The following is a 21568-nucleotide window of genomic DNA, read 5'->3' as shown; positions in this document are numbered from 1 at the left end:
TTGTCAAGTAACACGGCTGCTCATAGCCCTCTTTTATTTACTTGCTATCATTACTCCCCTGCCCTATGGCATGCTAGACTTATTCAAGTAGCTTACTTACCAGTTATTACTGTAGGGTAGGCTCTTGATTTATCATTGGCTTTATCGTACCCGACTACAGCTAATTGTAAGGTGGCACCTTGAAATGGATCTTCGCGTATTTTTCCTTCTTTGCTCTGTTATTTAACGTGCAATTTGCGCTTGCGGATACCATAGAATCGCTTACCAAGGCTGCGGAGCAAAATGATCCGGTGTCTCAATATGAATTGGCAAGACATTATGAACTCGGTACTGAAGTACAAAAAGATGCAAAAGCTGCGTTTTATTGGTACTTACAATCCGCGGTAGGTGGATATGACAAGGCTAAATTGAAGCTATCCAAACTCTATATCGAAGGCAAAGGAACACAAAAAAATATCCCGCAGGGGTTGTTTTGGTTAATTGATCTTGCCATGAAAGGCAATACTGATGCCCAGTTAACGATAGGTAAAGTGTACCAAAGCCTCAAACAACCTCCAGACCCTATCGATATGGCCGAAGTATGGTACCAAATAGCGTCGGGTAATAACCCCGCTGCAGAGGAAGCCTATTCAAAACTTTTAGAAAGTAAGTTTAATGCCCGCCGGGCTAAACAAATGTCGTATATTGAGCAGCTAAACTCCATTTTCCCGGAAGATACCAGCTCGCCCTCTTCGCCAACTTCACCCCCAGAAAATCTAGAAATATTGTCCATTATCGAGTACGTAGTCACCTCTGTATTAGTGATAATTATCGCTGTATTGTTACTCATTAGAAAACGTAAGAAAACCAATAGTGAACACCAAAAACATAGCGATCAGCAAAGCCATGAAAAACAGCTCGCAAATCAAGCTCAAGTCATCAACCAACAGAAAAAACAACTCAGTGTTCTTTACCGAGAACTCAAAAAACAGCAAGAACGCGCCAAAAATCCAGTTACAGCAAAAAAGCCAAAAGACCAAGGCAACACTCCTTCGATCAATCAATTGCAATTAGCATGCACTTTGTTTGGCTTTCGAACCAATAACATTCCAGATGAAAAAAAAGTCAAACTACGGTTTAAACAGCTATCAAAAGTCTATCACCCTGATGTCAATGGAAGCGAAGAAGAAATGAAGAGATTGAATGCCGCGTTAAAGATTATTTTATCTAAATCTAACAAATAGTTACGTGAATTTTCTTTTTAGATAGCGAGCAGCTTTCGCGCAAACGATACCCTTCTCAGTTGCCATCATCAATTATTAACGAAACACTCTTTTGTATGTCATAATCGCGCGCGACAATGCAATCCCCAGTCAATAAATGTTGATTTTCGGGAGTAAGATGTGAAGGGGAAAATCATGTTCACAATAGAAGGTATTTGCGATTGGTGTAAAAAGCCTAGCCTACTGACAAAGCACGACTACCTGGATGGAAAGTCTCACTTATCTTGCAAAGAATGCAATGATTTAGCCACTCTTGATGTTCGCCAATACAACCTGGGCGAATTAGAAAGAAGAGAGCGAGAAGAAGGTTAAAAACTTTATCTAACCAGCTGACGCTACCCTACGTGCCACCTCAACCTTTGAGGTCACTTAGGAGCGCTACTCCTCTCTATTTCGTTACCCGCACCTATCTGAGCACTTCTATACCTCAGACATAGACAACTAGTTTATATGAACACTTACTTAGTCTGTTCACTATCTTGTGATGCACTAAACAATCCATCAATTTGAACAAAAATAATCAACCCAAACATAATAAATATTTTTCAATAAGTTACCTCTATATCGGTTGATCTAGTCGAATTTTTCTCCAATTTTGCCTTGATTAAATACCAATATCGAATTACTGTTTATTCATACAGTATGTATAAAAGGACAGTAACCATGCTTCAGACTCAACATCATTTCAGTGTTTTCATTGAGCCAAATTCTAACGTGAGACCCAATTTTGATGATGATCTTTTCTCAAGGCTAGAAGTTCTATCCGAACAAGATCAATGGATTCTATTTACGTCTGAATGTCCTAAGCTAAGCTCAATGAACTTTGCCTCTTCAAACATCAACCAGACAAAAGTGGTTCAAATGAAACCATCACATACCCAGTCTGAATTACAGATCGTCGTTCGTGCTATTAAGTCCCGCAACGCCAGCGCCATTGTTGCGTCATCAAAGATAGGTGTGGTAGATCAAGTGCTACTCAAACAACTCGCTTTTGAGAATGAATGTGAGGTATTTTTTGTATGATGGGACGAGTCTCATCCGGGGACTAACTAGAGCTCTGTACCATTAACCAAAGACCAATGGTGAGGCATAAGTTCACGTATCGTTTTGAACACCAATTCGTTTGTTGGGGTTGTAATTGCTGCTTTCACATCACCACCCCAGTGAATTAATCACTCCTGACAAATTCCGCATGGAGACAAAATTAGAAATTGGCTGTTTTCATTCTCACGACAAATACATAGTGAATGGGTTACCACTTCATTGAGTTTGTGGGCTTCTAAATATGCACCCACTTCCATGCACAAAGATAGAGCATCGTTTTTTATGTCTGGAGCAATACTCGTTAATATCTTTCCTGAGTCCGTTCTTACCGCAGCCGCCCCTCCCCAGCCAGATGGATAGCGAGCTTTAATTAACGCGACTGCCGCATCGTAAAGATCTTTTTCTACTTGTGCCATTGTTCCCTATGCTCCATGGTTGTGCGACATGGCAGTGTATTATAGGCAACAGTAAATATAAAAATTGACTACTTAACAATAGATTATGATAGCGATAGTTATAAACTTGCTGATCTTTCTATCGATACGCTTGTGAACAAACATCTAGTTCGCCCGAGTCACCTTTTCATCTGTGCCCTCTTCCTCAGATTTAAAGGTAGAAACGAGTGTATTTAAACGATGGGCAATATCGCTTAACACATGGCTCTCTGTTGAGGTTTGCTTAGCATTATTTAACGTTGATTCGGATATATCTGCAATATCTTTCACCAATGAGTCTAGGTGATTCATGGTGCTTTCTTGTCTCGTTGTTCTGCCTTCAATATCGTTCATTTTCACAAGTAGCTTATCCATGTTTGTGTGTATGCTTGAAAATGTATCGCCCACTTTATCAATTTTCAGGCAGGTATCTTGCGTATGTGTCGCCCCTTGTTTCATCGCTTGAATTGCATTTCTTGAGCTGGTTTGAAGACGTTCGATCACAGCATGAATTTGATCGGTAGACTCTTGGGTACGAGAAGAAAGCAGCCTCACTTCATCGGCCACAACCGCGAAACCTCTTCCCTGTTCACCAGCCCTAGCCGCTTCAATAGTGGCATTTAAGGCCAATAAATTGGTTTGAGCGGCGATAGTGGTAATGGCATCCAGTATCACGTTTACGCCTTCAACATCGGATTCTAGTTCCTCTATTTGAGCAGAAACCATGCCAAACTGTTCAGACAAAACCTCCACATTGGAGACCGCGTCCTCTACAATCGCTTTTCCAGATTCTGCCGACTCTGACGTTGTTTTTAAGTCCGTGACTGATTCTAAAATACTGTTTAGCGTTTCATTGGTGCATTTTGTTGCTAGCGTCATTGTGTCTGATATTTCACTAGCCAAACGCTTTTGGTTCGTTACCGACTCATTGGTGTTACTCGAATGGCACAATATATCTTCTGATTTTTCGTTCAAGTTCGTCACACTGTGCTTTATCGAAACAATAATACCCTGCATGGAGAGAATCAGATTTTTAATGCTCTCCGAAATCACGCTAAATTCATCCCCCTTCTTAGAAACGGAAGGAACTTGTGTCAAATCTCCAGACGATAGCAGCTCCAATTTGTGTACAAGGTGTTTGAGGGGCTTATTGATAGAACGAATCACATACCAACCAACAACAGAGATCAACACCAGAGACAGCGCAAAAATAACACCGAAAATTGCTGGCGCTTTTTTCACTTCTAGTCCAACTGAATGCACGAACCTAAATCCATAGGTTGCCTCGTACTCAACCAATGCTTCACAAGATTCATTAAGCTCTTCAAATTGCTCCGTTAAAAGCTCTGTGTCTACTTCTTCACCATCCACGCTCGCCAAGAGCGAATCATGAATCTGAGTAGAAAGAACGATGATTTCTTTCATTAACGCTAGAGATTCTTGTTCCTTAGACCAATCTGCGACCACCTCTAAATCTTCAATACCTATCTCATAATATTCTGACATCAAGTCAATCAGCTCTTCTTCATCGTACTGCCCATCGTTAGACTTAATGTCCCCATAAGTTGCTCTCATCATCGCGAAATTCACCTGCGCGGAGCGCGAATAACTTATGGTTTGCAGTGGCCCTTGATAGACATTCTCGACATATTTCCCAAGCTTCATAAATTCATTGAGGGAATAGGTTGATACAGCAAAAATCAGCAAAAAAATAGCCAAGAAACTGAGTATCAGTATCTTTCTAATGGTCAGCTTCATTGATTTGTTACTCTACAATTAGCGTGAGTTTCATCTTTGGATGAATGGCGCACTTGAGTTTGTGCTCACCCTTATCGTTAAACGTCACCGCGGCTACATCGCCAGGTTCTTGAGCCGCCAATACCCAAGAATTATCACTTTCATCAAAAATATTGTGAGTGATTTTCTTTTCGTTATTGAGAATATAAATAACCTCTCCTGCCTTAACGCGTATTTCCTTTGGCTTCCTTTTAGGCTTGTCCATGCCAAATTCTTTGAAATAGAACGTCTTACGCTTTTGCAGAAGAGAGGTAGAAGCGTCTTTCGACGCTTCATAAGCACTTTTAGCAGCCTCTCCCTCTACAACATCCGTTGCGGCAAACGATGTTGTGGCTACGCTCGCAAATAGTAAAGCTAGTAAAGTTCTCATGGTTCACCTCAAGCGTTAGCGTGGAAGTACAGGCATAGAGACAGGCTCATCTTGGCTTGTCAACGTTTTCAAAAATGCAACTAATTGTTTTTTCTCAGTTTTAGTTAGGTTTAATGGCTCAATTTCATCAGATAAGCTAGGACGTTTTACAAAGCCCGAATTGTAGTGATTGATCACATCCTCTAGTGTGACTAAAGAACCATCGTGCATGTAGGGCGCGCGAAGGTCGATATTGCGTAACCCAACCGTCTTAAAGGCGAATTGCATTTTTTCCATTTTAGGTAAGAATTTGCCACGCCCAATATCTTCCGAAGGAAGGCCGATATCATGGAAACTGCTGTCGGAGAAGGTCCAGCCAGAGTGACAGCTCGCACAATTACCTTTGGTGTTAAATACAATAAAGCCGACCTTTTCATCCTCAGAAAGTGCGTTTTCGTCACCTTTAATCCAGCGGTCAAATGGTGCCTCTCCCGATACTACGGTTCGCTCAAAGGTCGCAATCGCTTTGGCAACATTTTTAGTTGAGATTGGGTCAGTTTGCTCTGGAAAAGCTTGTTTAAATAATTCAACATAGCCTGGGATTGCTCCTAGCATCGTGGGTAGCTGTTTCAAGTCCAAGTTCATTTCAGCTGCTGACTCCATTGGCCCGAGCGCTTGTTCTTCTAGCGTGGCTTTTCGGCCATCCCACATATAGATTTCATCCCACGCGAGATTTAAGATGGTGGGCGACTTTCTTCCTAATTGTTGATGCTGATGTCCAACTCCCAACCCCATACCGTCACCCCAAGAAAAACTTGGGTTATGGCAAGTGGCGCAAGATTGAGTGCCAGACTCAGATAACCTAGGGTCAAAATATAATGTTTTCCCAAGTTTTAGTTTTGCTTCCGAATATGGGTTATCAGCAGGGAAAGGGATACCCTTAGGTCTTTCATACTCTTCCTTAAGCTCAACAATTTCAGTTGATTCCGCTAACGCTAACTGGCTAATAACTAAGCCGATTAATACAATTAAACCTCGCCACATGACTTGCTCCTCCGTGCTATAAAGATCAATATCTAGACCGTTCCACGCAAAGGGAAAATCATGCATTCACTTCCTAGCCTTAATATGATCTTGTTTTTATATTTGGGCTTTAAGTCTTGTTCGAGCTCACTGTTTCGCTTCTATCGAGCAATTTTTGTCACCAGCTCTACCTTACAAGACCACCCTATTGCTCATCTGAACATTTCTTTTTAAAACGTAGTTCACAATCCATTAACTAACAAACCAGTTTCATATCAATAATGAATAATTGGTGTTGACTTTTCGATTAGCCACACTGGCCTTAATTAGCAATAAGATCATTTAACCACTCTCCAAGTAGGGTATATATCATTCATTTTTTGAATGTTTTATGTTTACTGGAGAGAATGGTTGAAGATCAATTCAATGACGTTTTACGGAATGATGTTTTTTATACGGATAGAAAAATAATTTTCAGAAACACGAAATAATGCATAGCTATATTTAAGCGTTTCGCCCAAAAGCAAACGTTTGCTTTTTTTTCTGGCTAGTTAAAATAGTTCTGGTATCATGCACCAGGTATATCGCCAATCGAATACCCTATCTCATAAACTTTCAATGAGTTAGATTGATTGGCAGTGTTTATTTATCCGTTGGTATTACGATAGGATTAAGTCGATGAATCTCGCTGACCAAGTACTTGCTGTTAACAATGATCTCCCCATTCGAACTGATAAACCTGTACATAGTGGAAAAGTACGCTCAGTTTATTGGTTAACCCAAGAAGACAGCCAACGATTGATCCAAGAGAAAGGCTATGATGTCGCATCCAATGCGCCATTAGCGATTATGGTGATCAGCGATAGAATTTCCGCGTTTGATTGTATTTGGCACGCAGAGGGCAACCTTAATGGTGTACCTGGAAAAGGGGCAGCATTAAATGCCATTTCCAACCACTGGTTCAAGCTTTTTAAGGAAAATGGCTTAGCTGATAGCCATATTTTAGATATCCCCCACCCCTTTGTTTGGATAGTTCAAAAAGCCAAGCCGATTAAAATTGAAGCCATCTGTCGTCAGTATTTAACTGGTTCAATGTGGCGAGCCTATGAAAATGGAGAGCGCGAGTTCTGTGGTATTCAATTGCCCGATAATTTGGGTAAAGATAAGCCCTTACCCAGCTTACTCATGACACCTTCAACAAAAGGCATCTTAAAAGGGGTACCAGGCGTACCAGAAGCAGACGATGTCAATATCAGTAGAAAGAATATTGAAAACAGTTTCGATGCGTTTAACTTTTCTGCTATTAAGGACATCGATTTGTATGAAAAGTATCTCAAGCAAGGGTTCGATCTCATAAGCCAGTCACTCGAAAACATCGATCAAATTTTTGTTGATACGAAATTTGAATTTGGTTACGTCAGTGATGCCCAAGGTAATGAAAAGCTCATCTATATGGATGAGGTCGGCACACCGGATTCATCGAGAATATGGGACAAAACTGAGTATCTAAATGGCAACATTGTGGAAAACTCAAAAGAGGGTTTCCGCCAGTTTTTGCTTAACTACTTCCCTGAACCAGATATTTTGTTAAACAAAAACCGCATGGAAGAAAGAGAAGCACTAGCTAGAGACAATGCACTGCCGATCGAGTCTCTTATGGCGTTATCAAACACTTATGTGGGCATTGCTGAAAAAATTACCGGTCAAACTATATCATTAAGCCAAAATCCTAAGCAGGAGATCATTGATATTCTTGCTAAAGAATATGGCTTGATTGACTAAGAGAAACATCCATCACTTCCTTAACCCGAAAGAACATATCTTTCGGGTTTTACGTAACAGCCATATTGAAGGTGCCCTATACGGTGAATTTACTATTTATGCTCCATACTATCTAAAGAGAAACTGGGTGTGAACATGGAATCGTTCGGAATGAAGCTCTCAATTTTTAGTACATTTGGCATAACGTTCTCTCTTGTTATCATATTGATTTCAGGCCTATCGGTGTACTCTTTGACCCGCGCTGTACAGCTAAGTGAGGACATTCAGCGGATATATACTGGTCCATTGCAAACCATCAATTACTCACGCTCAGCCCAAGTCAATTTTGCTTTAATGAAAACGACTTACGGACTTCCATTCAACCCACACATAGCAATAAGTAAGGAAAGACTGGATGAGTTAATGTCCGAGTACTATACGACTGCAGTGGAAGACCTCGATGTTGTGCAAGAATGGTCAAATGAGCCCAAATCATTCCGTCTATTGGCCGATATCAAATCACGAGCATTACTACTTCGTAACTCATTTATTCAAAAAAATAAAGTCATGAGTCCGGATATTCAACAGCAATTCGATGAGCTAAACGAACTGTGTGAATTATTGGTCGAGTATGAGGCAGCCTATGGGGTGCACTTCATACCTTTTTCAAGTAGTGGAAACAAAGTAGTAGGTTGGGCACTGGCTGGTAGCTCGATCACATTGATATTGCTCGTATCGATTATTATTTATTACAGAAGAAAAGCAAGTTTGTTAAAAAGCGATACTGAGAAAAGCCATAAATGGATACTAAGTATTATCAATAATATGAAAGATGGGTTTGTATTTTTTGATGAGGAAGGAAAAGTATTACTAATTAACAAAAGGTTTATTAATGAATTTGGGCTTCATGATAAAGGCATTGAAAATGGAAAGTATGAGCTAGCAAAAATTTATGAAAAAATCATCGCTTCTAAATTTAAATTTATCAGTCAAGAGCAAAGGATAGCCATATCCAAAAAAATATTGGATGTAAACAGTGAGGAAAACCATATCGAATTTCAATCTCGTGAGAATAAATGGTGGCAATTAAGAAAGAACAAGACAAGCATAAATGGAACCATACATATTTGGTCGGATATCACTCATGACATCAAACAGAAAAAGGATTTATGGGAAGCACAAAAAATATCCTCATTAACAAGCCTAGTGACTGGTGTGGCCCATGAAATAAATACCCCGGTAGGGGTATGTATCACTGTCGCAAGCCACTTAAAGGATACGCTGCACCAAACCCTGGACCAACTCCACTCAAACCAGATACCGAAAGACAACCTCATAGAAGTAATCAAGGAAATTGAGGAGTATTCATCCCTGCTACACAATAACTTACAAAGAACTTCTAAACTCATTAAAGTTTTTAAACAAATATCGGTATTTGAATGGAGTGAGGAAAAAAGTCACCAATTTAATTTATATGAAAACATTACTCATACCGTTAGCTCGTTACGTGAAGAAATTAATGGTTCACAATGTAAAATACGAATTGAGTGTGATCAATCACTAACATTTTTTGGTATGCCTAGTAGCTTTAGTCAAGTTTATACGAACTTAATACTCAACTCGCTCAATCATGGTTTTGACAACTGGGATGGGCAGAAGAATATTGATATTATATTGAACAGAAAAAACAATACCTTATATATAAATTATAAAGATTCTGGGCGAGGAATGAACGCTGATATGGAGGATAAAATTTTTGAACCTTTTGTCACAACCAAACGAGGTCAAAAGCAGCATTTTGGGTTAGGGGCTCATGTTGTATTTAATATCGTTGTTCATTTACTTAAGGGAAAGATATCTTGTAGCTCTCAACAAAACCAAGGTGTTAACTTCGACATTTCCATACCTTGTCCCACAGAAGAGCACGCTCACGAATACAAGTAACTGTTAGATCACGTTCGGATTTCTATATAGCTTTAAACGGGCACTCGCTAAGGCTCACTGACGTATCACTTTTTCCTGTAACCGCGTAATTACTTTGAATATGCTGGATAACACCACGCTTCTTAAGCTCTTCTATAGCAAGGTTAAATTTAGGAATCAGATATTCGTAATCCTTATGAACACGCATATGTAACGGCACCACTTCAAATCGATAAATGACTTCAAAATCATCTATTGAGTATTCGAACTTATATTGGCGTTGCTTGAGAAGATATAACAGCTCATTTTCGTTGATGATGATTGCTTTCAATCTGCCGCGTAAAAGCTTGGGCAACAAGGTTTTTGTGTTTGAAGCACTGGTGCGAATTTTCCCAGCATTGATGGCTTCAGTAAACCCTTCTGGATAATAGTAGCCCACTGTTACACCCAGTCTTTCACCATATAAATCTTTAACAGATTTCACATTTTCAAATTCGCCCTTTCTAGCAAAGACAATATCAGAGGTTGAAAATAAAGGAGCGGTATAGACAGAGCTTGTTTGTTGCGATTGCCGCCACATTGGCGAAATCGCTGATTCAACGTTGATACGCCGCCCCCACTCCTTTCTCATTCGTTTACCATTTTTCACATCTAGAGCAGTAATGGTGGTTTTAGTGCATAAAGCAACCAATTTTGCTGTATCGATCGCGATACCTCCCCAGCTGCCATTATCGTGTTGTATACGCCAGGGAATCCATGGGTACACCGCCATAGTGAGTGAGGCTGGCTCTGAAGCATGCACCTTACTATGCATGGTTGAGAGGAATATGAATAAGAGGGTATTGAACAGCAGAAGGGTTCTATTTCTCTGAGGACATTGAAATGTGCACCTAACACAATTGAACTTAGTCACCCTCACCGCTTTAAAATAATTTCTCAATGCTTTAGTCATAACCTCTCCTTGGCTAAAACTAGTATAGTACTGATAGCATAGGCATGAAAAAGCCGGGCATATTGCCCGGCTTTTACCTTAATGATGAATCTATTTTTACGCAGAATCGCTTGGTGACTCAGAAGGGCTTTGTTCCTGAGAAACATTTGCTTCCTAGGACTCTTCGCCTTCTCCATCTAACAATTCTGATTCTTCTACTTCGTCGATTCGCTGTAGACCAACAACATGTTCATCTTCAGCAGTTCGAATCAGTGTCACACCTTGTGTATTACGACCCACCTGACTGACTTCTGACACTCTGGTACGCACAAGCGTACCCGCATCAGTGATCATCATCATCTCGTCGCCTTCTTCCACTTGAATGGCTCCAACGACAGGACCGTTACGCTCAGACACCTTGATGGATACCACCCCTTGAGTTGCCCTACCTTTTGTTGGGTACTCTTCTAAGGTAGTTCTCTTACCGTAACCATTTTGAGTGACAGTCAGAATATCACCATCATTTGATGGAACGATCAGAGATACAACTTGATCATCCGCTTCGACAAGCTTCATACCACGAACACCTGCCGCAGTACGTCCCATTGCTCTCACTTTATCTTCTTTAAAGCGAACGACTTTACCTGCTTTCGAGAACAACATGATATCGTCGTCTCCATTGGTGATATCCACACCAATTAACGAATCCTCTTCTCTGAGGTTCACAGCGATAAGGCCGTTTGAGCGAACGTTGGCAAACTGATCCAAAGAGGTTTTCTTAACCGTACCGTCACCAGTCGCCATGAAGATGTATTTATCATCACTAAATTCTGAGACTGGCAATATAGCTGTAATACGCTCGTTTTCTTCCAGTGGAAGAATGTTGACGATAGGTTTGCCGCGCGCGGTACGACTTGCTAATGGCAATTGATAGACTTTCAATCGATAGGTCTTACCACGAGTGGAGAAACAAAGAATATTGTCGTGCGTGTTCGCTACCAACAATCGTTCAATGTAATCTTCATCTTTCATTTTGGTTGCGCTTTTGCCCTTACCGCCTCGGCGTTGCGCTTCATAATCACTTAGCAATTGATATTTGACATAGCCTTCATGTGACAGTGTCACGACAACATCTTCGCGAGCGATCAGCTCTTCCATATCAATATCATGGCTAGCCGCGGTAATTTCTGTTCTTCGCTCATCACCAAAGCCATCTCTAACCGCTTCTAGTTCTTCACGAATGACTTCCATTAGGCGCTCGGTACTGGCCAAAATGTGCATCAATTCAGCAATTTCTTCGAGTAACGCTTTGTACTCGTCTAGGATCTTCTCGTGCTCTAAACCGGTTAGTTTTTGCAAGCGAAGATCCAATATTGCTTGTGCTTGCTGCTCAGTTAAGAAGTACTGACCATCGCGAATGCCGTATTGCTCTTCTAACCAATCTGGTCTTGCTGCGTTGGTACCCGCACGTTCAAGCATCGCAGAAACATTGCCCAGATCCCAACCTCTTGCTGTCAGACCTTCTTTTGCGATGGCGGGTGTCGCTGCATGGCGAATCAATTCAATGATTTCATCAATGTTCGCAAGCGCTAACGCAAGACCTTCCAAGATATGAGCGCGATCTCGCGCCTTTCTCAACTCGTAAATAGTACGACGAGTCACGACTTCGCGGCGGTGATCGACGAAGCACTTCAGCATGTCCTTAAGGTTGAACAGCTGTGGCTGGCCATTGTTCAGCGCAACCATATTGATGCCGAATGTGGTTTGCAGCTGGGTTTGTGCGTATAAGTTGTTTAATACAACCTCGCCAACAGCATCGCGTTTACACTCAATAACAATACGCATACCGTCTTTATCAGACTCATCGCGAAGTGCACTGATGCCTTCCACTTTTTTGTCTTTAACCAGTTCAGCGATCTTTTCAATCAGGCGCGCTTTATTGACTTGATATGGGATTTCGGTAACGACAATCGTTTCTTTACCGTTCTTGTCAGCTTCGATATCCGCTTTGGAGCGCATGTAAATTTTGCCGCGCCCTGTTTTGTATGCATCGACGATACCTTTACGGCCACTGATTAGCGCCGCTGTTGGGAAATCAGGCCCCGGAATGTAGTCCATCAGCTCATCGATAGTAATGCTGTCGTTTTCTATATAGGCAAGACAACCGTCGATCACTTCGGTTAAATTATGTGGTGGGATGTTGGTCGCCATACCGACCGCAATACCAGAAGCACCATTAACGAGCAGATTTGGAACCTTAGTAGGTAACACAGCAGGGATTTGCTCTGTACCATCGTAGTTAGGTACATAGTCTACGGTTTCTTTGTCTAAATCGGCTAATAACTCGTGGGCGATTTTCGCCATGCGTACTTCGGTGTAACGCATTGCCGCAGCAGAGTCACCATCGATAGAACCGAAGTTCCCTTGGCCATCGACCAACATATAGCGTAGTGAAAATGGCTGAGCCATTCGCACAATCGTGTCATAAACAGCACTATCACCATGCGGATGATATTTACCGATAACGTCGCCAACTACACGTGCTGATTTTTTGTAAGGCTTGTTCCAATCATTGCCTAGCACGTTCATCGCATACAATACGCGACGATGCACTGGCTTAAGTCCATCACGCACGTCAGGAAGAGCTCGACCAACGATGACAGACATCGCATAGTCCAAGTATGAACCTCGTAGCTCATCTTCAATATTTACGGGTGTGATCTCTTTTGCTAGATCGCTCATAGAGCAGTTGTCCCTCTACAGTTTGATCGTATATTTGATACGTATAAGGTGTGAAAATATAACACAGATTAATCCTATTCGGCATCACTTTCCCCCACCATTTACCAACTTGTGAAGGTGGTAAGGGTATGATTGCTGATAAATTGAACTATGTTGAATCTAACACCAATAAATTGGCGTTTCTTGAAATCTGTTTTATGCATGTCTTCACTTAAATAGAGCCAATAAATCGCTTAGAAACCTGCTTCTTGAAGTAACTTGGGTATAAGTCTTAACTCGATATCAGTATAATGCCCAAAAGTTTAGGGCTTTCCACTTTAGAGTTTTCCAGGGAACGTGGCCACATTTGAGGCGGTCTATCCCAAGCCCTAATGGATTTATTGCTAATGAGTGCATTGAAATGAATAACACGCAGAATGTCGATCCAAGTGAAATCAAAAAATTCGAAGACATGGCGTCTCGCTGGTGGGACTTAGAAGGCGAATTTAAACCTCTACATCAAATCAACCCCTTAAGGCTCAACTACGTTATGGATAAGGCCAACGGTATCTTTGATAAAAAGGTTCTCGATGTCGGCTGTGGTGGCGGCATTCTAGCTGAAAGTATGGCCAAGCAAGGAGCAGAAGTCACGGGCTTAGACATGGGAAAAGAACCGTTAGAAGTGGCGAGACTTCATGCGCTTGAAACTAATACTACCGTCAGCTACATACAAAGTACTGTAGAAGAACACGCCAAGGAAAACCCAGCAACCTACGATGTGGTGACTTGCATGGAAATGCTTGAGCATGTTCCTGATCCGCAATCGGTTATTATGTCTTGTGCTCATTTAGTTAAGCCTGGTGGTCACGTCTTTTTCTCTACGCTAAACCGCAATATAAAGTCCTATTTGTTTGCCATTTTGGGCGCTGAGAAATTGCTAAAAATCGTTCCTGAAGGTACGCACGACCATGAAAAATTTATTCGCCCTTCTGAGATGCTAAAGATGATCGATCAAACCGATCTCCGTGATATGGGCATCACTGGGCTGCAATATAACCCGTTTACCGGCAACTATAAGCTCGGAACCAACGTCGATGTGAATTACATCATCCACACCTCAAAATGCGAGTAAAAGACGCATTGAAACTTGTTGTTTAAGAACGTTCAGAGGCAGTAGCACAAAGTTACTGCTTTTTTAAACAAATTGTGTGCGCAATATCCAAGTTTGATTCTTTTCTTTTCGGGATCATTTTCTAGTAAAGATCAAGAAAATTTTTTTTGTTATTGGTTACTTAAAGAGCGTATTTAAAACTAACCTTTTCTTTACTCAACTCTGCTCTAGAACCGCAAGTTAGTATCCACTTACTGTTTTTTATAATTTTGTGAGTTATCCACAACTCATTCAAAACCTGTTCCTTGAAAACTTTAGGCAATAGCACTATCTTGTAAGTCGAACATTGATGTACCCCTATATGTTGTGTCTGTAGTACAATATATAGATAGATATAGATTACTAAGTCGTCAGATAAAAATTACAATTCATACAGAAACACGACTTACATAAGTTTTATTAGGGAAATAAAGCATAATGAACCAAAAACTTACTGTCACCAAGCGTGATGGACGCAAAGAAAATATTGACCTAGATAAGATACACCGTGTAATTACTTGGGCTGCGGAAGGTCTTAACAACGTATCCGTTTCCCAAGTTGAACTGAAGGCTCACATACAGTTTTATGATGGCATAACCACGTCAGACATTCATGAAACCATCATAAAATCCGCCGCAGATTTGATTTCTGAGGAAACGCCTGATTACCAATATTTGGCCGCTAGGTTAGCTGTATTTCATTTGCGTAAAAAAGCTTATGGGCAGTATGAACCCCCTAAGCTTTACGATCATATTTCCCACCTAGTAGAAATGGGCAAATACGACAAGCATATCATTGAAGATTACACTCGCTCTGAGTTAGATGAGCTTGATGCGTATATTGACCATCGCCGCGACCTCAACTTTTCTTACGCTGCCGTCAAACAGTTGGAAGGTAAATACTTCGTCCAAAACCGTGTGTCCGGACAGATTTACGAAAGCGCGCAGTTTTTATACATTCTTGTCGCCGCATGTCTATTTGCCAAATACCCTAAATCAACGCGCCTAGACTATATAAAGCGTTTTTATGATGCGACGTCGACATTCAAGATCTCACTGCCAACACCTATCATGGCTGGTGTGCGCACGCCTACTCGCCAATTTAGTTCATGCGTCTTGATCGAATGTGGTGACAGCTTAGACTCAATCAACGCAACAGCTAGCTCTATCGTTCGCTACGTATCACAACGTGCAGGTATTGGCGTCAACGCTGGAAGAATTCGTGCATTAGGCTCAGAAATCCGTAAAGGCGAAGCATTCCATACCGGTTGTATTCCTTTCTACAAATATTTCCAAACTGCAGTAAAATGCTGTTCTCAAGGTGGCGTCCGTGGCGGTGCTGCAACAGTGTTTTACCCTCTTTGGCATGGTGAAGTTCAGTCATTATTGGTACTAAAAAACAACCGTGGTGTTGAGGAAAACCGTGTCCGTCATATGGATTACGGTGTTCAACTTAATAAACTTATGTACTCTCGTCTTGTACAAGGTGGCAGCATTAGCTTGTTTTCACCGTCTGATGTACCAGGGTTGTATGATGCCTTCTTCCAAGACCAGGACGAATTTGAAAGACTGTATGTAAAATACGAAAACGATCCGTCCATTAAGAAAGAAAGCGTTAAAGCCGTTGAGCTATTTTCTTTGTTGATGCAAGAACGTGCCTCAACAGGGCGTATTTACATTCAAAATGTTGACCATTGTAATACGCACAGCCCATTTGATGCTGAAGTCGCACCGGTTCGTCAATCTAATTTGTGTTTAGAGATTGCACTACCAACGAAACCTTTAACCAACGTTGAAGATGACCAAGGCGAAATTGCCCTATGCACCTTGTCTGCATTTAACCTTGGTGCCATCGAATCTCTTGACGATTTCGAAGATCTATCCGATCTCGTTGTCAGAGCGCTCGATGCTCTATTGGATTACCAAGATTACCCTCTTCCAGCGGCTTATCGTTCAACGATGAATCGACGTACACTGGGTGTCGGTGTGATTAACTTTGCTTATTATCTAGCGAAGAATGGCAAGAAATATTCCGACGGTAGTGCAAACAATCTCACGCACCGCACCTTCGAAGCCATGCAATATTACCTTTTAAAAGCCTCTGTCACATTAGCGAAAGAGCAAGGTAAATGTCCTGCATTTGGAGAGACCAACTATGCAAAAGGCTTGCTGCCTATTGATACCTACAAAAAAGATATCAACTTGGTTTGCGATGAAGAGCTGCATTATGACTGGGATGGTCTTCGCCAAGAAATCATGACGCACGGTTTGCGTAACTCAACCTTAACTGCACTGATGCCTTCTGAGACGTCATCTCAGATATCGAATGCCACAAACGGTATAGAGCCACCACGCGGCTACGTATCGGTTAAGGCATCGAAAGATGGTATTTTGAAGCAGGTAGTGCCTGAGTTTACTGAACTGAAAGAGAACTACGAGCTACTTTGGGACATTGGCTCAAACGACGGCTATTTGCACCTAGTCGGTATTATGCAAAAATTCGTTGACCAAGCGATTTCAGCAAATACGAACTACGACCCAAGTGTCTACGAAAGTGGTAAAGTACCAATGAAGAAACTGATTCAAGATCTTCTCACTGCGTACAAGTATGGTGTGAAAACCCTTTACTACCATAATACTCGTGACGGTGCTAAAGATGAGCAAAGTGAAGAAGTTCAAGCTCAAGAAGAAGATTGTGAAGGCGGCGGTTGTAAAATTTAACCACTAGCAGTCACACTTATTGGTATATAGATCGCCTGTTTGTCACGGTCTTGACATCACACTTATACAAACAGGCTTTCTCGAAAACAGATAGAACGCCCTTCTCAATGAAGAGCAAAAAAGGAATTGAGACTAACATGGCTTACAGTACATTTTCTCAAAACAAAAACAACCAGCTAAAAGAACCTATGTTCTTTGGCCAGTCCGTCAATGTTGCTCGATATGATCAACAAAAGTTTGAAATTTTCGAAAAGCTGATAGAAAAGCAGCTTTCTTTCTTCTGGCGTCCTGAAGAAGTGGATGTATCGAGTGACCGTATCGATTACAACAAACTGCCAGAGCACGAGAAACACATCTTTATTTCAAACTTGAAATACCAAACTCTGCTAGATTCTATTCAGGGCCGCAGCCCAAACGTTGCCCTGCTGCCACTAGTCTCACTACCAGAAGTAGAAACTTGGATTGAAACTTGGTCCTTCTCGGAGACTATCCACTCTCGCTCTTACACACACATCATTCGCAATATCGTTAACGACCCTGCGCTTGTGTTTGATGATATCGTAGAAAATGAGCATATTCTGAAAAGAGCCAAAGACATCGCTCATTACTATGACGATCTTATCCAACTGACCAACGACTACCACCGCTACGGCGAAGGCACGCATGAGATTAACGGTGAGTCTGTTACTGTCAGCCTAGCTACGTTAAAGAAAAAGTTGTATTTGTGCTTAATGTCAGTGAACGCGTTGGAAGCGATTCGATTCTACGTCAGCTTTGCCTGCTCGTTTGCGTTTGCTGAGCGTGAGTTGATGGAAGGTAACGCAAAAATTATCAAGCTGATTGCTCGAGATGAAGCGCTGCACCTTACTGGCACACAGCATATGCTGAACTTATTGCGTAATGGTCAAGACGACTTTAGCTTTGTTCAAATTGCCGAAGAGTGCAAGGAAGAATGCTTTGAGCTCTTTAAAGATGCTGCTGAACAAGAAAAAGAATGGGCTGGTTACTTATTCAAAGACGGCTCCATGATAGGCCTGAATAAAGACATTCTTTGCCAATATGTGGAATACATTACCAATGTAAGAATGCAAGCTGTCGGTCTACCCGCTGCGTACCCCGAAGCAACATCTAACCCTATCCCTTGGATTAACGCTTGGCTCTCTTCTGACAACGTACAGGTGGCCCCACAAGAGGCAGAAATTAGCTCTTACCTAGTCGGCCAGATTGACAACGAAGTGAGTGAAGATGACTTTGAGGGCTTCGAACTGTAATGGCGACTATTCGCATTAACAATGCAACCTTAATAGAGTCAAACCCTTCAAACACGCTCCTCGAAACGATGGAGCATGCTGGCCTAGAGCCAGAATACAACTGCCGAGATGGGCACTGTGGTGCCTGTCGTTGTGAGCTTGTATCTGGTGAAGTGGAATACGTTGGATTTGCTATGGCTTACACACCGGAAAATAGCGTCTTACCCTGCATATGCCGAGCTAAAGGTGATGTAGAGTTATCCAATGTGATCTACCGAGAGAAAGAAAAACAGGCCTAAAGCACATCCCCTATAGGTTAAAGGTGTAAACCTTTAACCTTGTAAAAACTCATCCGCCGTCAGTACTGAAATCGGTTTATCAGCGATCTCCCTACCATCATCGTCAAACAAAGACAGACGATAGCCGTTATAATTCGCGCTATTGATATCAAATGGTACCTGATGCCACATCGAAACAACGTCTTGCTTATCGCTACTAAGTGCCTCTCCTAAAACAACTTTCTGACTGGCAACTTTATACCACACAAGTAATTTAGATTGACGTAACATTCTTTCGACCTCCGCGCAAAACCCATAGTGCGAGTTTTGAGTGTACGCATAATAACCAATAACGGAAGCCTTAAATTTAAGACATATAGTACGGATTATTGAAAATCATTGGTTTAGTTAATAGACCAATAAGTAATATAAAATATATTTATTTAATGAATTGTAATAAGCCAGTTCATTCATAGAGTTACTAAAAATGATATAAAGTAACACATTTGACAATTGCTCAGAACTGGCTTTTTGTTCAATTAACTTTCGCTAATCGCACTACTAGGCAAATGTAACTCCTTGATCACTTTAAGAGAACTATATTGAGAAAATAAAGGAAGGCCCGATAGGTGCCGTCTAAGCATGTCCCCCACTACCGTAGCGATCATGACTTTCTGATCAGCTAAAGCGTATTTGCGATAAAACTCCAGTTTACGTCCCCACTCTCCTGATGCCGTCGATAACGCAATACAAAACTGGTTATCCTTCAACTTACCCGTGACGAGCGCTATGTCACTTCCACATTTTTCACGGGTAGCACCAGCCATCGCGAACGTTGCCGCCAGCTCGTCTTGATCTGGCTCCCCAGCGACCAAGCCTTCACTCAATACCCAACCATGACGGCACGATTGGCTCATATTGTCGTCCGAATGCAGCCATTGAGTAAGCCAGCCCTGCGTCGATTGTTCCGACGTGGCAATGGAAACGTTCTTCTCTCGAGCTAAGTGCCCTAAGTGAGCAATTAACGACTCATCAACGCTAACCACGTGGTCTTTGATATTGCTGTATATCAGTTGAAGTAGTTTCGCACGCCTTTCTTCATCATTACGTGGGCTAAACAGCTTCACCTCTATGTAGGGTAGATAAGATCGGTAACCTAAGTAATACCCATCTGGAAGCTCTATCTTATCCAAGATATCTGACAAACTGGACTCAGATGCTCCCAAGGTGTGTAGCTTATGACAATGGTACCCTTGCACTTCAGGATATTCTTCCTTCAGTCTCGGCAAAATCTGGTTTTCAACCATGAGGTTGAATTCACTTGGTACTCCAGGAGTAAAGAAGAACGTGCAATCGTTGATCTTAAGCTGGAAGCCACAAGCGGTACCCACTGGGTTATCAATAATTTCAGAGCCTTTAGGAAGCATTGCCTGCTTTGTATTGCCCTTAGGCATGGGTACGCCGCGTTGCTTAAAAAACGTATCTAGCTGATCCAACCATGCTTGAAATGGTACCAGTGTGGTATTGGCAGCCTTCGCCGCCGCTTCTGCACTTAAATCGTCTGTGGTGGGTCCAAGCCCGCCATTGACAACGACAACATCGTTATTAAAGCTTAACATTAACAGCTCTTCAGCTAATACTGACAGACTGTCACCTACGGTTGAACGCTTACAGAGAGAGAAACCGTGTTCAAAAAATAGGCTCGATAGCCATGACGCATTTGTGTCAACAATATCCCCATGTAGCACTTCCTCACCGGTACTTAACATTGCTATTTTTATCATCATTTTATCCTTTATATTAAGCGGAACGTGTCGAACAACTGCTTGTTGACTGTTATTGGAAAATGTTTACTTGGCTAAAAATACCTGAGTCTCTAGCAGAGGGCGAGCGGAAACTCACACTTTCAAGCACTCTCATCGTCTTTCGCTTACTCTTTAAGCCAATTTAAGTATTTTGTTGTTTCCATTCATCTGATTTTATTAGACAATCATTAACTCTAACGGACTAGGGATACATATGGAGTGTTGTGTGTTTAAGAAAAGCATAGCGGTAGCCTTGCTGTCTTTTTCAGCAGTGGCAAATGCGTATGATGTCAGCTCCATCGATCAATTCGATTTCAATTCGAAACCGTATCAGGTTAACTACGACCAACTAGAGAATTACCCGAGCAGCTTGCCAGCAAGTACCCCTTACTCACTAGCATTGGCTGAAAGTGCAAACAAAGACCCAAAGCCCCTACCCAAATATTTAACGGTCCAATCCGAACCTGATTGGGAATACTTAAAATCCCAGACCTATACAACATTAGGCCTTAGCGTAGTCACCGTTGGCTTGATGACTCTGCTCCCCTCTTCCATTACCAAGTGGGATGAAGACAGCAGAGACGTCAGTCAGCTCGGCACAAAATGGAAAGATAATGTCTCTTCTGGACCAACGTGGGATAGAGATGAACACTATCTAAACTACATCATGCACCCATACTTTGGCGGTGTGTATTACACTGCCGCAAGACACGCCGGATACAATGAGTTTCAGTCCTTTTTATATTCCGCTTTCCTATCTACCTTTTTCTGGGAGTATGGCGTCGAGGCATTCGCTGAAGTACCGTCATGGCAAGATTTATTTGTCACACCATTTTTTGGCGCAGTAGCGGGCGAATACATGTTTGAGAAAGAGCAAGAGATTGTCGCAGAAGGTGGCGAAGTATGGGGCTCGAAGACCATGGGTGACGTCACCCTGTTCTTGCTAAACCCGATTGGGCACATTGATGCTTGGGCTTCTGATTTATGGAATGGTCACGCGGAATTTGAGTTTACCAGCTCCACTTGGGACGGTTACGATGATGCCAGGATATACGCACTGAACGCTGGAGCTCATCCAGATAGTGTGTACTACGGCGGCAAAATAAAATTTACTTTCTA

The 21568-nt window shown here is 41.8% G+C and carries 17 protein-coding genes and 1 pseudogene; 10 read left to right on the top strand and 8 right to left on the bottom strand.

Annotated features, from left to right (window positions below; all coding sequences use genetic code 11):
• Positions 1 to 179 precede the first annotated feature (179 nt).
• The 3 genes from M9194_RS20265 (at position 180) to M9194_RS20255 (ending at position 2285) form a co-directional block, all read left to right on the top strand.
• A complete protein-coding gene (locus M9194_RS20265) occupies positions 180 to 1223 on the top strand; it encodes a J domain-containing protein (protein WP_250614521.1) in 1044 nt (347 codons plus the stop codon).
• Positions 1224 to 1397: 174 nt separating this feature from the next.
• A complete protein-coding gene (locus M9194_RS20260; RefSeq protein ID WP_250614520.1) occupies positions 1398 to 1574 on the top strand; it encodes a hypothetical protein in 177 nt (58 codons plus the stop codon).
• Between the two features lie 351 nt (positions 1575 to 1925).
• The gene (locus M9194_RS20255) at positions 1926 to 2285 is read left to right on the top strand and encodes a SulA-like leucine-rich domain-containing protein (RefSeq protein ID WP_250614519.1); all 360 of its coding nucleotides are present in this window, start codon (positions 1926 to 1928) and stop codon (positions 2283 to 2285) included.
• 26 nt (positions 2286 to 2311) lie between these two features.
• Here the strand turns inward: M9194_RS20255 and M9194_RS20250 are convergent.
• From M9194_RS20250 to M9194_RS20235, 4 genes and pseudogenes are all read right to left on the bottom strand, one after another.
• Positions 2312 to 2722: pseudogene (locus M9194_RS20250) on the bottom strand (cytidine deaminase).
• Positions 2723 to 2866: 144 nt separating this feature from the next.
• Entirely contained in the window at positions 2867 to 4498 is a 1632-nt protein-coding gene (locus M9194_RS20245) for a methyl-accepting chemotaxis protein (protein ID WP_250614518.1), read from the bottom strand.
• 7 nt (positions 4499 to 4505) lie between these two features.
• Entirely contained in the window at positions 4506 to 4907 is a 402-nt protein-coding gene (locus tag M9194_RS20240; RefSeq protein WP_250614517.1) for a cupredoxin domain-containing protein, read from the bottom strand.
• A 15-nt stretch (positions 4908 to 4922) separates the two neighbouring features.
• Positions 4923 to 5996, bottom strand: a complete 1074-nt coding sequence (locus M9194_RS20235) for a cytochrome-c peroxidase (RefSeq protein ID WP_250614516.1) — start codon at positions 5994 to 5996, stop codon at positions 4923 to 4925.
• A 591-nt stretch (positions 5997 to 6587) separates the two neighbouring features.
• On the opposite strand from M9194_RS20235, the gene M9194_RS20230 reads away from it, so the two are divergent.
• On the top strand, positions 6588 to 7691 hold the full coding sequence (locus tag M9194_RS20230) for a phosphoribosylaminoimidazolesuccinocarboxamide synthase (RefSeq protein ID WP_250614515.1): 1104 nt from the start codon (positions 6588 to 6590) through the stop codon (positions 7689 to 7691).
• A gap of 150 nt (positions 7692 to 7841) precedes the next feature.
• Positions 7842 to 9614, top strand: a complete 1773-nt coding sequence (locus M9194_RS20225; RefSeq protein WP_250614514.1) for a sensor histidine kinase — start codon at positions 7842 to 7844, stop codon at positions 9612 to 9614.
• 22 nt (positions 9615 to 9636) lie between these two features.
• On the opposite strand, the gene M9194_RS20220 is transcribed toward M9194_RS20225, so the two are convergent.
• Together M9194_RS20220 and gyrA are read right to left on the bottom strand one after the other, a co-directional pair.
• Complete coding sequence (locus M9194_RS20220) at positions 9637 to 10545, bottom strand: substrate-binding periplasmic protein (protein WP_250614513.1); 909 nt, start codon at positions 10543 to 10545, stop codon at positions 9637 to 9639.
• A 153-nt stretch (positions 10546 to 10698) separates the two neighbouring features.
• Positions 10699 to 13266: a DNA topoisomerase (ATP-hydrolyzing) subunit A gene (gyrA, locus tag M9194_RS20215; protein ID WP_250614512.1), complete on the bottom strand. Its 2568-nt coding sequence runs from the start codon at positions 13264 to 13266 to the stop codon at positions 10699 to 10701.
• A 400-nt stretch (positions 13267 to 13666) separates the two neighbouring features.
• Here gyrA and ubiG point away from each other — a divergent pair, with 400 nt between their 5' ends.
• The 4 genes from ubiG to yfaE all read left to right on the top strand — a co-directional run bounded on the left by ubiG (position 13667) and on the right by yfaE (position 18665).
• Complete coding sequence (gene ubiG, locus M9194_RS20210; protein ID WP_250614511.1) at positions 13667 to 14377, top strand: bifunctional 2-polyprenyl-6-hydroxyphenol methylase/3-demethylubiquinol 3-O-methyltransferase UbiG; 711 nt, start codon at positions 13667 to 13669, stop codon at positions 14375 to 14377.
• Between the two features lie 456 nt (positions 14378 to 14833).
• Positions 14834 to 17116 (top strand): class 1a ribonucleoside-diphosphate reductase subunit alpha, encoded by a 2283-nt coding sequence (gene nrdA / locus M9194_RS20205; protein ID WP_250614510.1) that lies wholly within the window; start codon positions 14834 to 14836, stop codon positions 17114 to 17116.
• A gap of 137 nt (positions 17117 to 17253) precedes the next feature.
• Entirely contained in the window at positions 17254 to 18387 is a 1134-nt protein-coding gene (gene nrdB, locus M9194_RS20200) for a class Ia ribonucleoside-diphosphate reductase subunit beta (RefSeq protein WP_250614509.1), read from the top strand.
• A complete protein-coding gene (gene yfaE, locus M9194_RS20195; protein ID WP_250614508.1) occupies positions 18387 to 18665 on the top strand; it encodes a class I ribonucleotide reductase maintenance protein YfaE in 279 nt (92 codons plus the stop codon). Before nrdB ends, yfaE begins: the two co-directional genes overlap by 1 nt.
• 33 nt (positions 18666 to 18698) lie before the next feature.
• Here yfaE and M9194_RS20190 read toward each other — a convergent pair whose 3' ends face one another.
• Both M9194_RS20190 and M9194_RS20185 read right to left on the bottom strand, forming a co-directional pair.
• Positions 18699 to 18935 carry a hypothetical protein gene (locus tag M9194_RS20190; RefSeq protein WP_250614507.1) on the bottom strand — a complete coding sequence of 79 codons (237 nt, stop codon included), beginning with the start codon at positions 18933 to 18935 and terminating at the stop codon, positions 18699 to 18701.
• A 248-nt stretch (positions 18936 to 19183) separates the two neighbouring features.
• A complete protein-coding gene (locus M9194_RS20185; RefSeq protein WP_250614532.1) occupies positions 19184 to 20428 on the bottom strand; it encodes a CinA family nicotinamide mononucleotide deamidase-related protein in 1245 nt (414 codons plus the stop codon).
• A 235-nt stretch (positions 20429 to 20663) separates the two neighbouring features.
• Here M9194_RS20185 and M9194_RS20180 point away from each other — a divergent pair.
• On the top strand, positions 20664 to 21568 hold a 905-nt coding region (locus tag M9194_RS20180; RefSeq protein ID WP_284676662.1), incomplete at its 3' end, for a DUF3943 domain-containing protein.

Origin of the sequence: Vibrio sinus (genome assembly GCF_023634645.1) — a bacterium.
GTDB classification, from domain to species: domain Bacteria; phylum Pseudomonadota; class Gammaproteobacteria; order Enterobacterales; family Vibrionaceae; genus Vibrio; species Vibrio sinus.
This window is presented reverse-complemented; position numbering and strand designations above follow the sequence as displayed.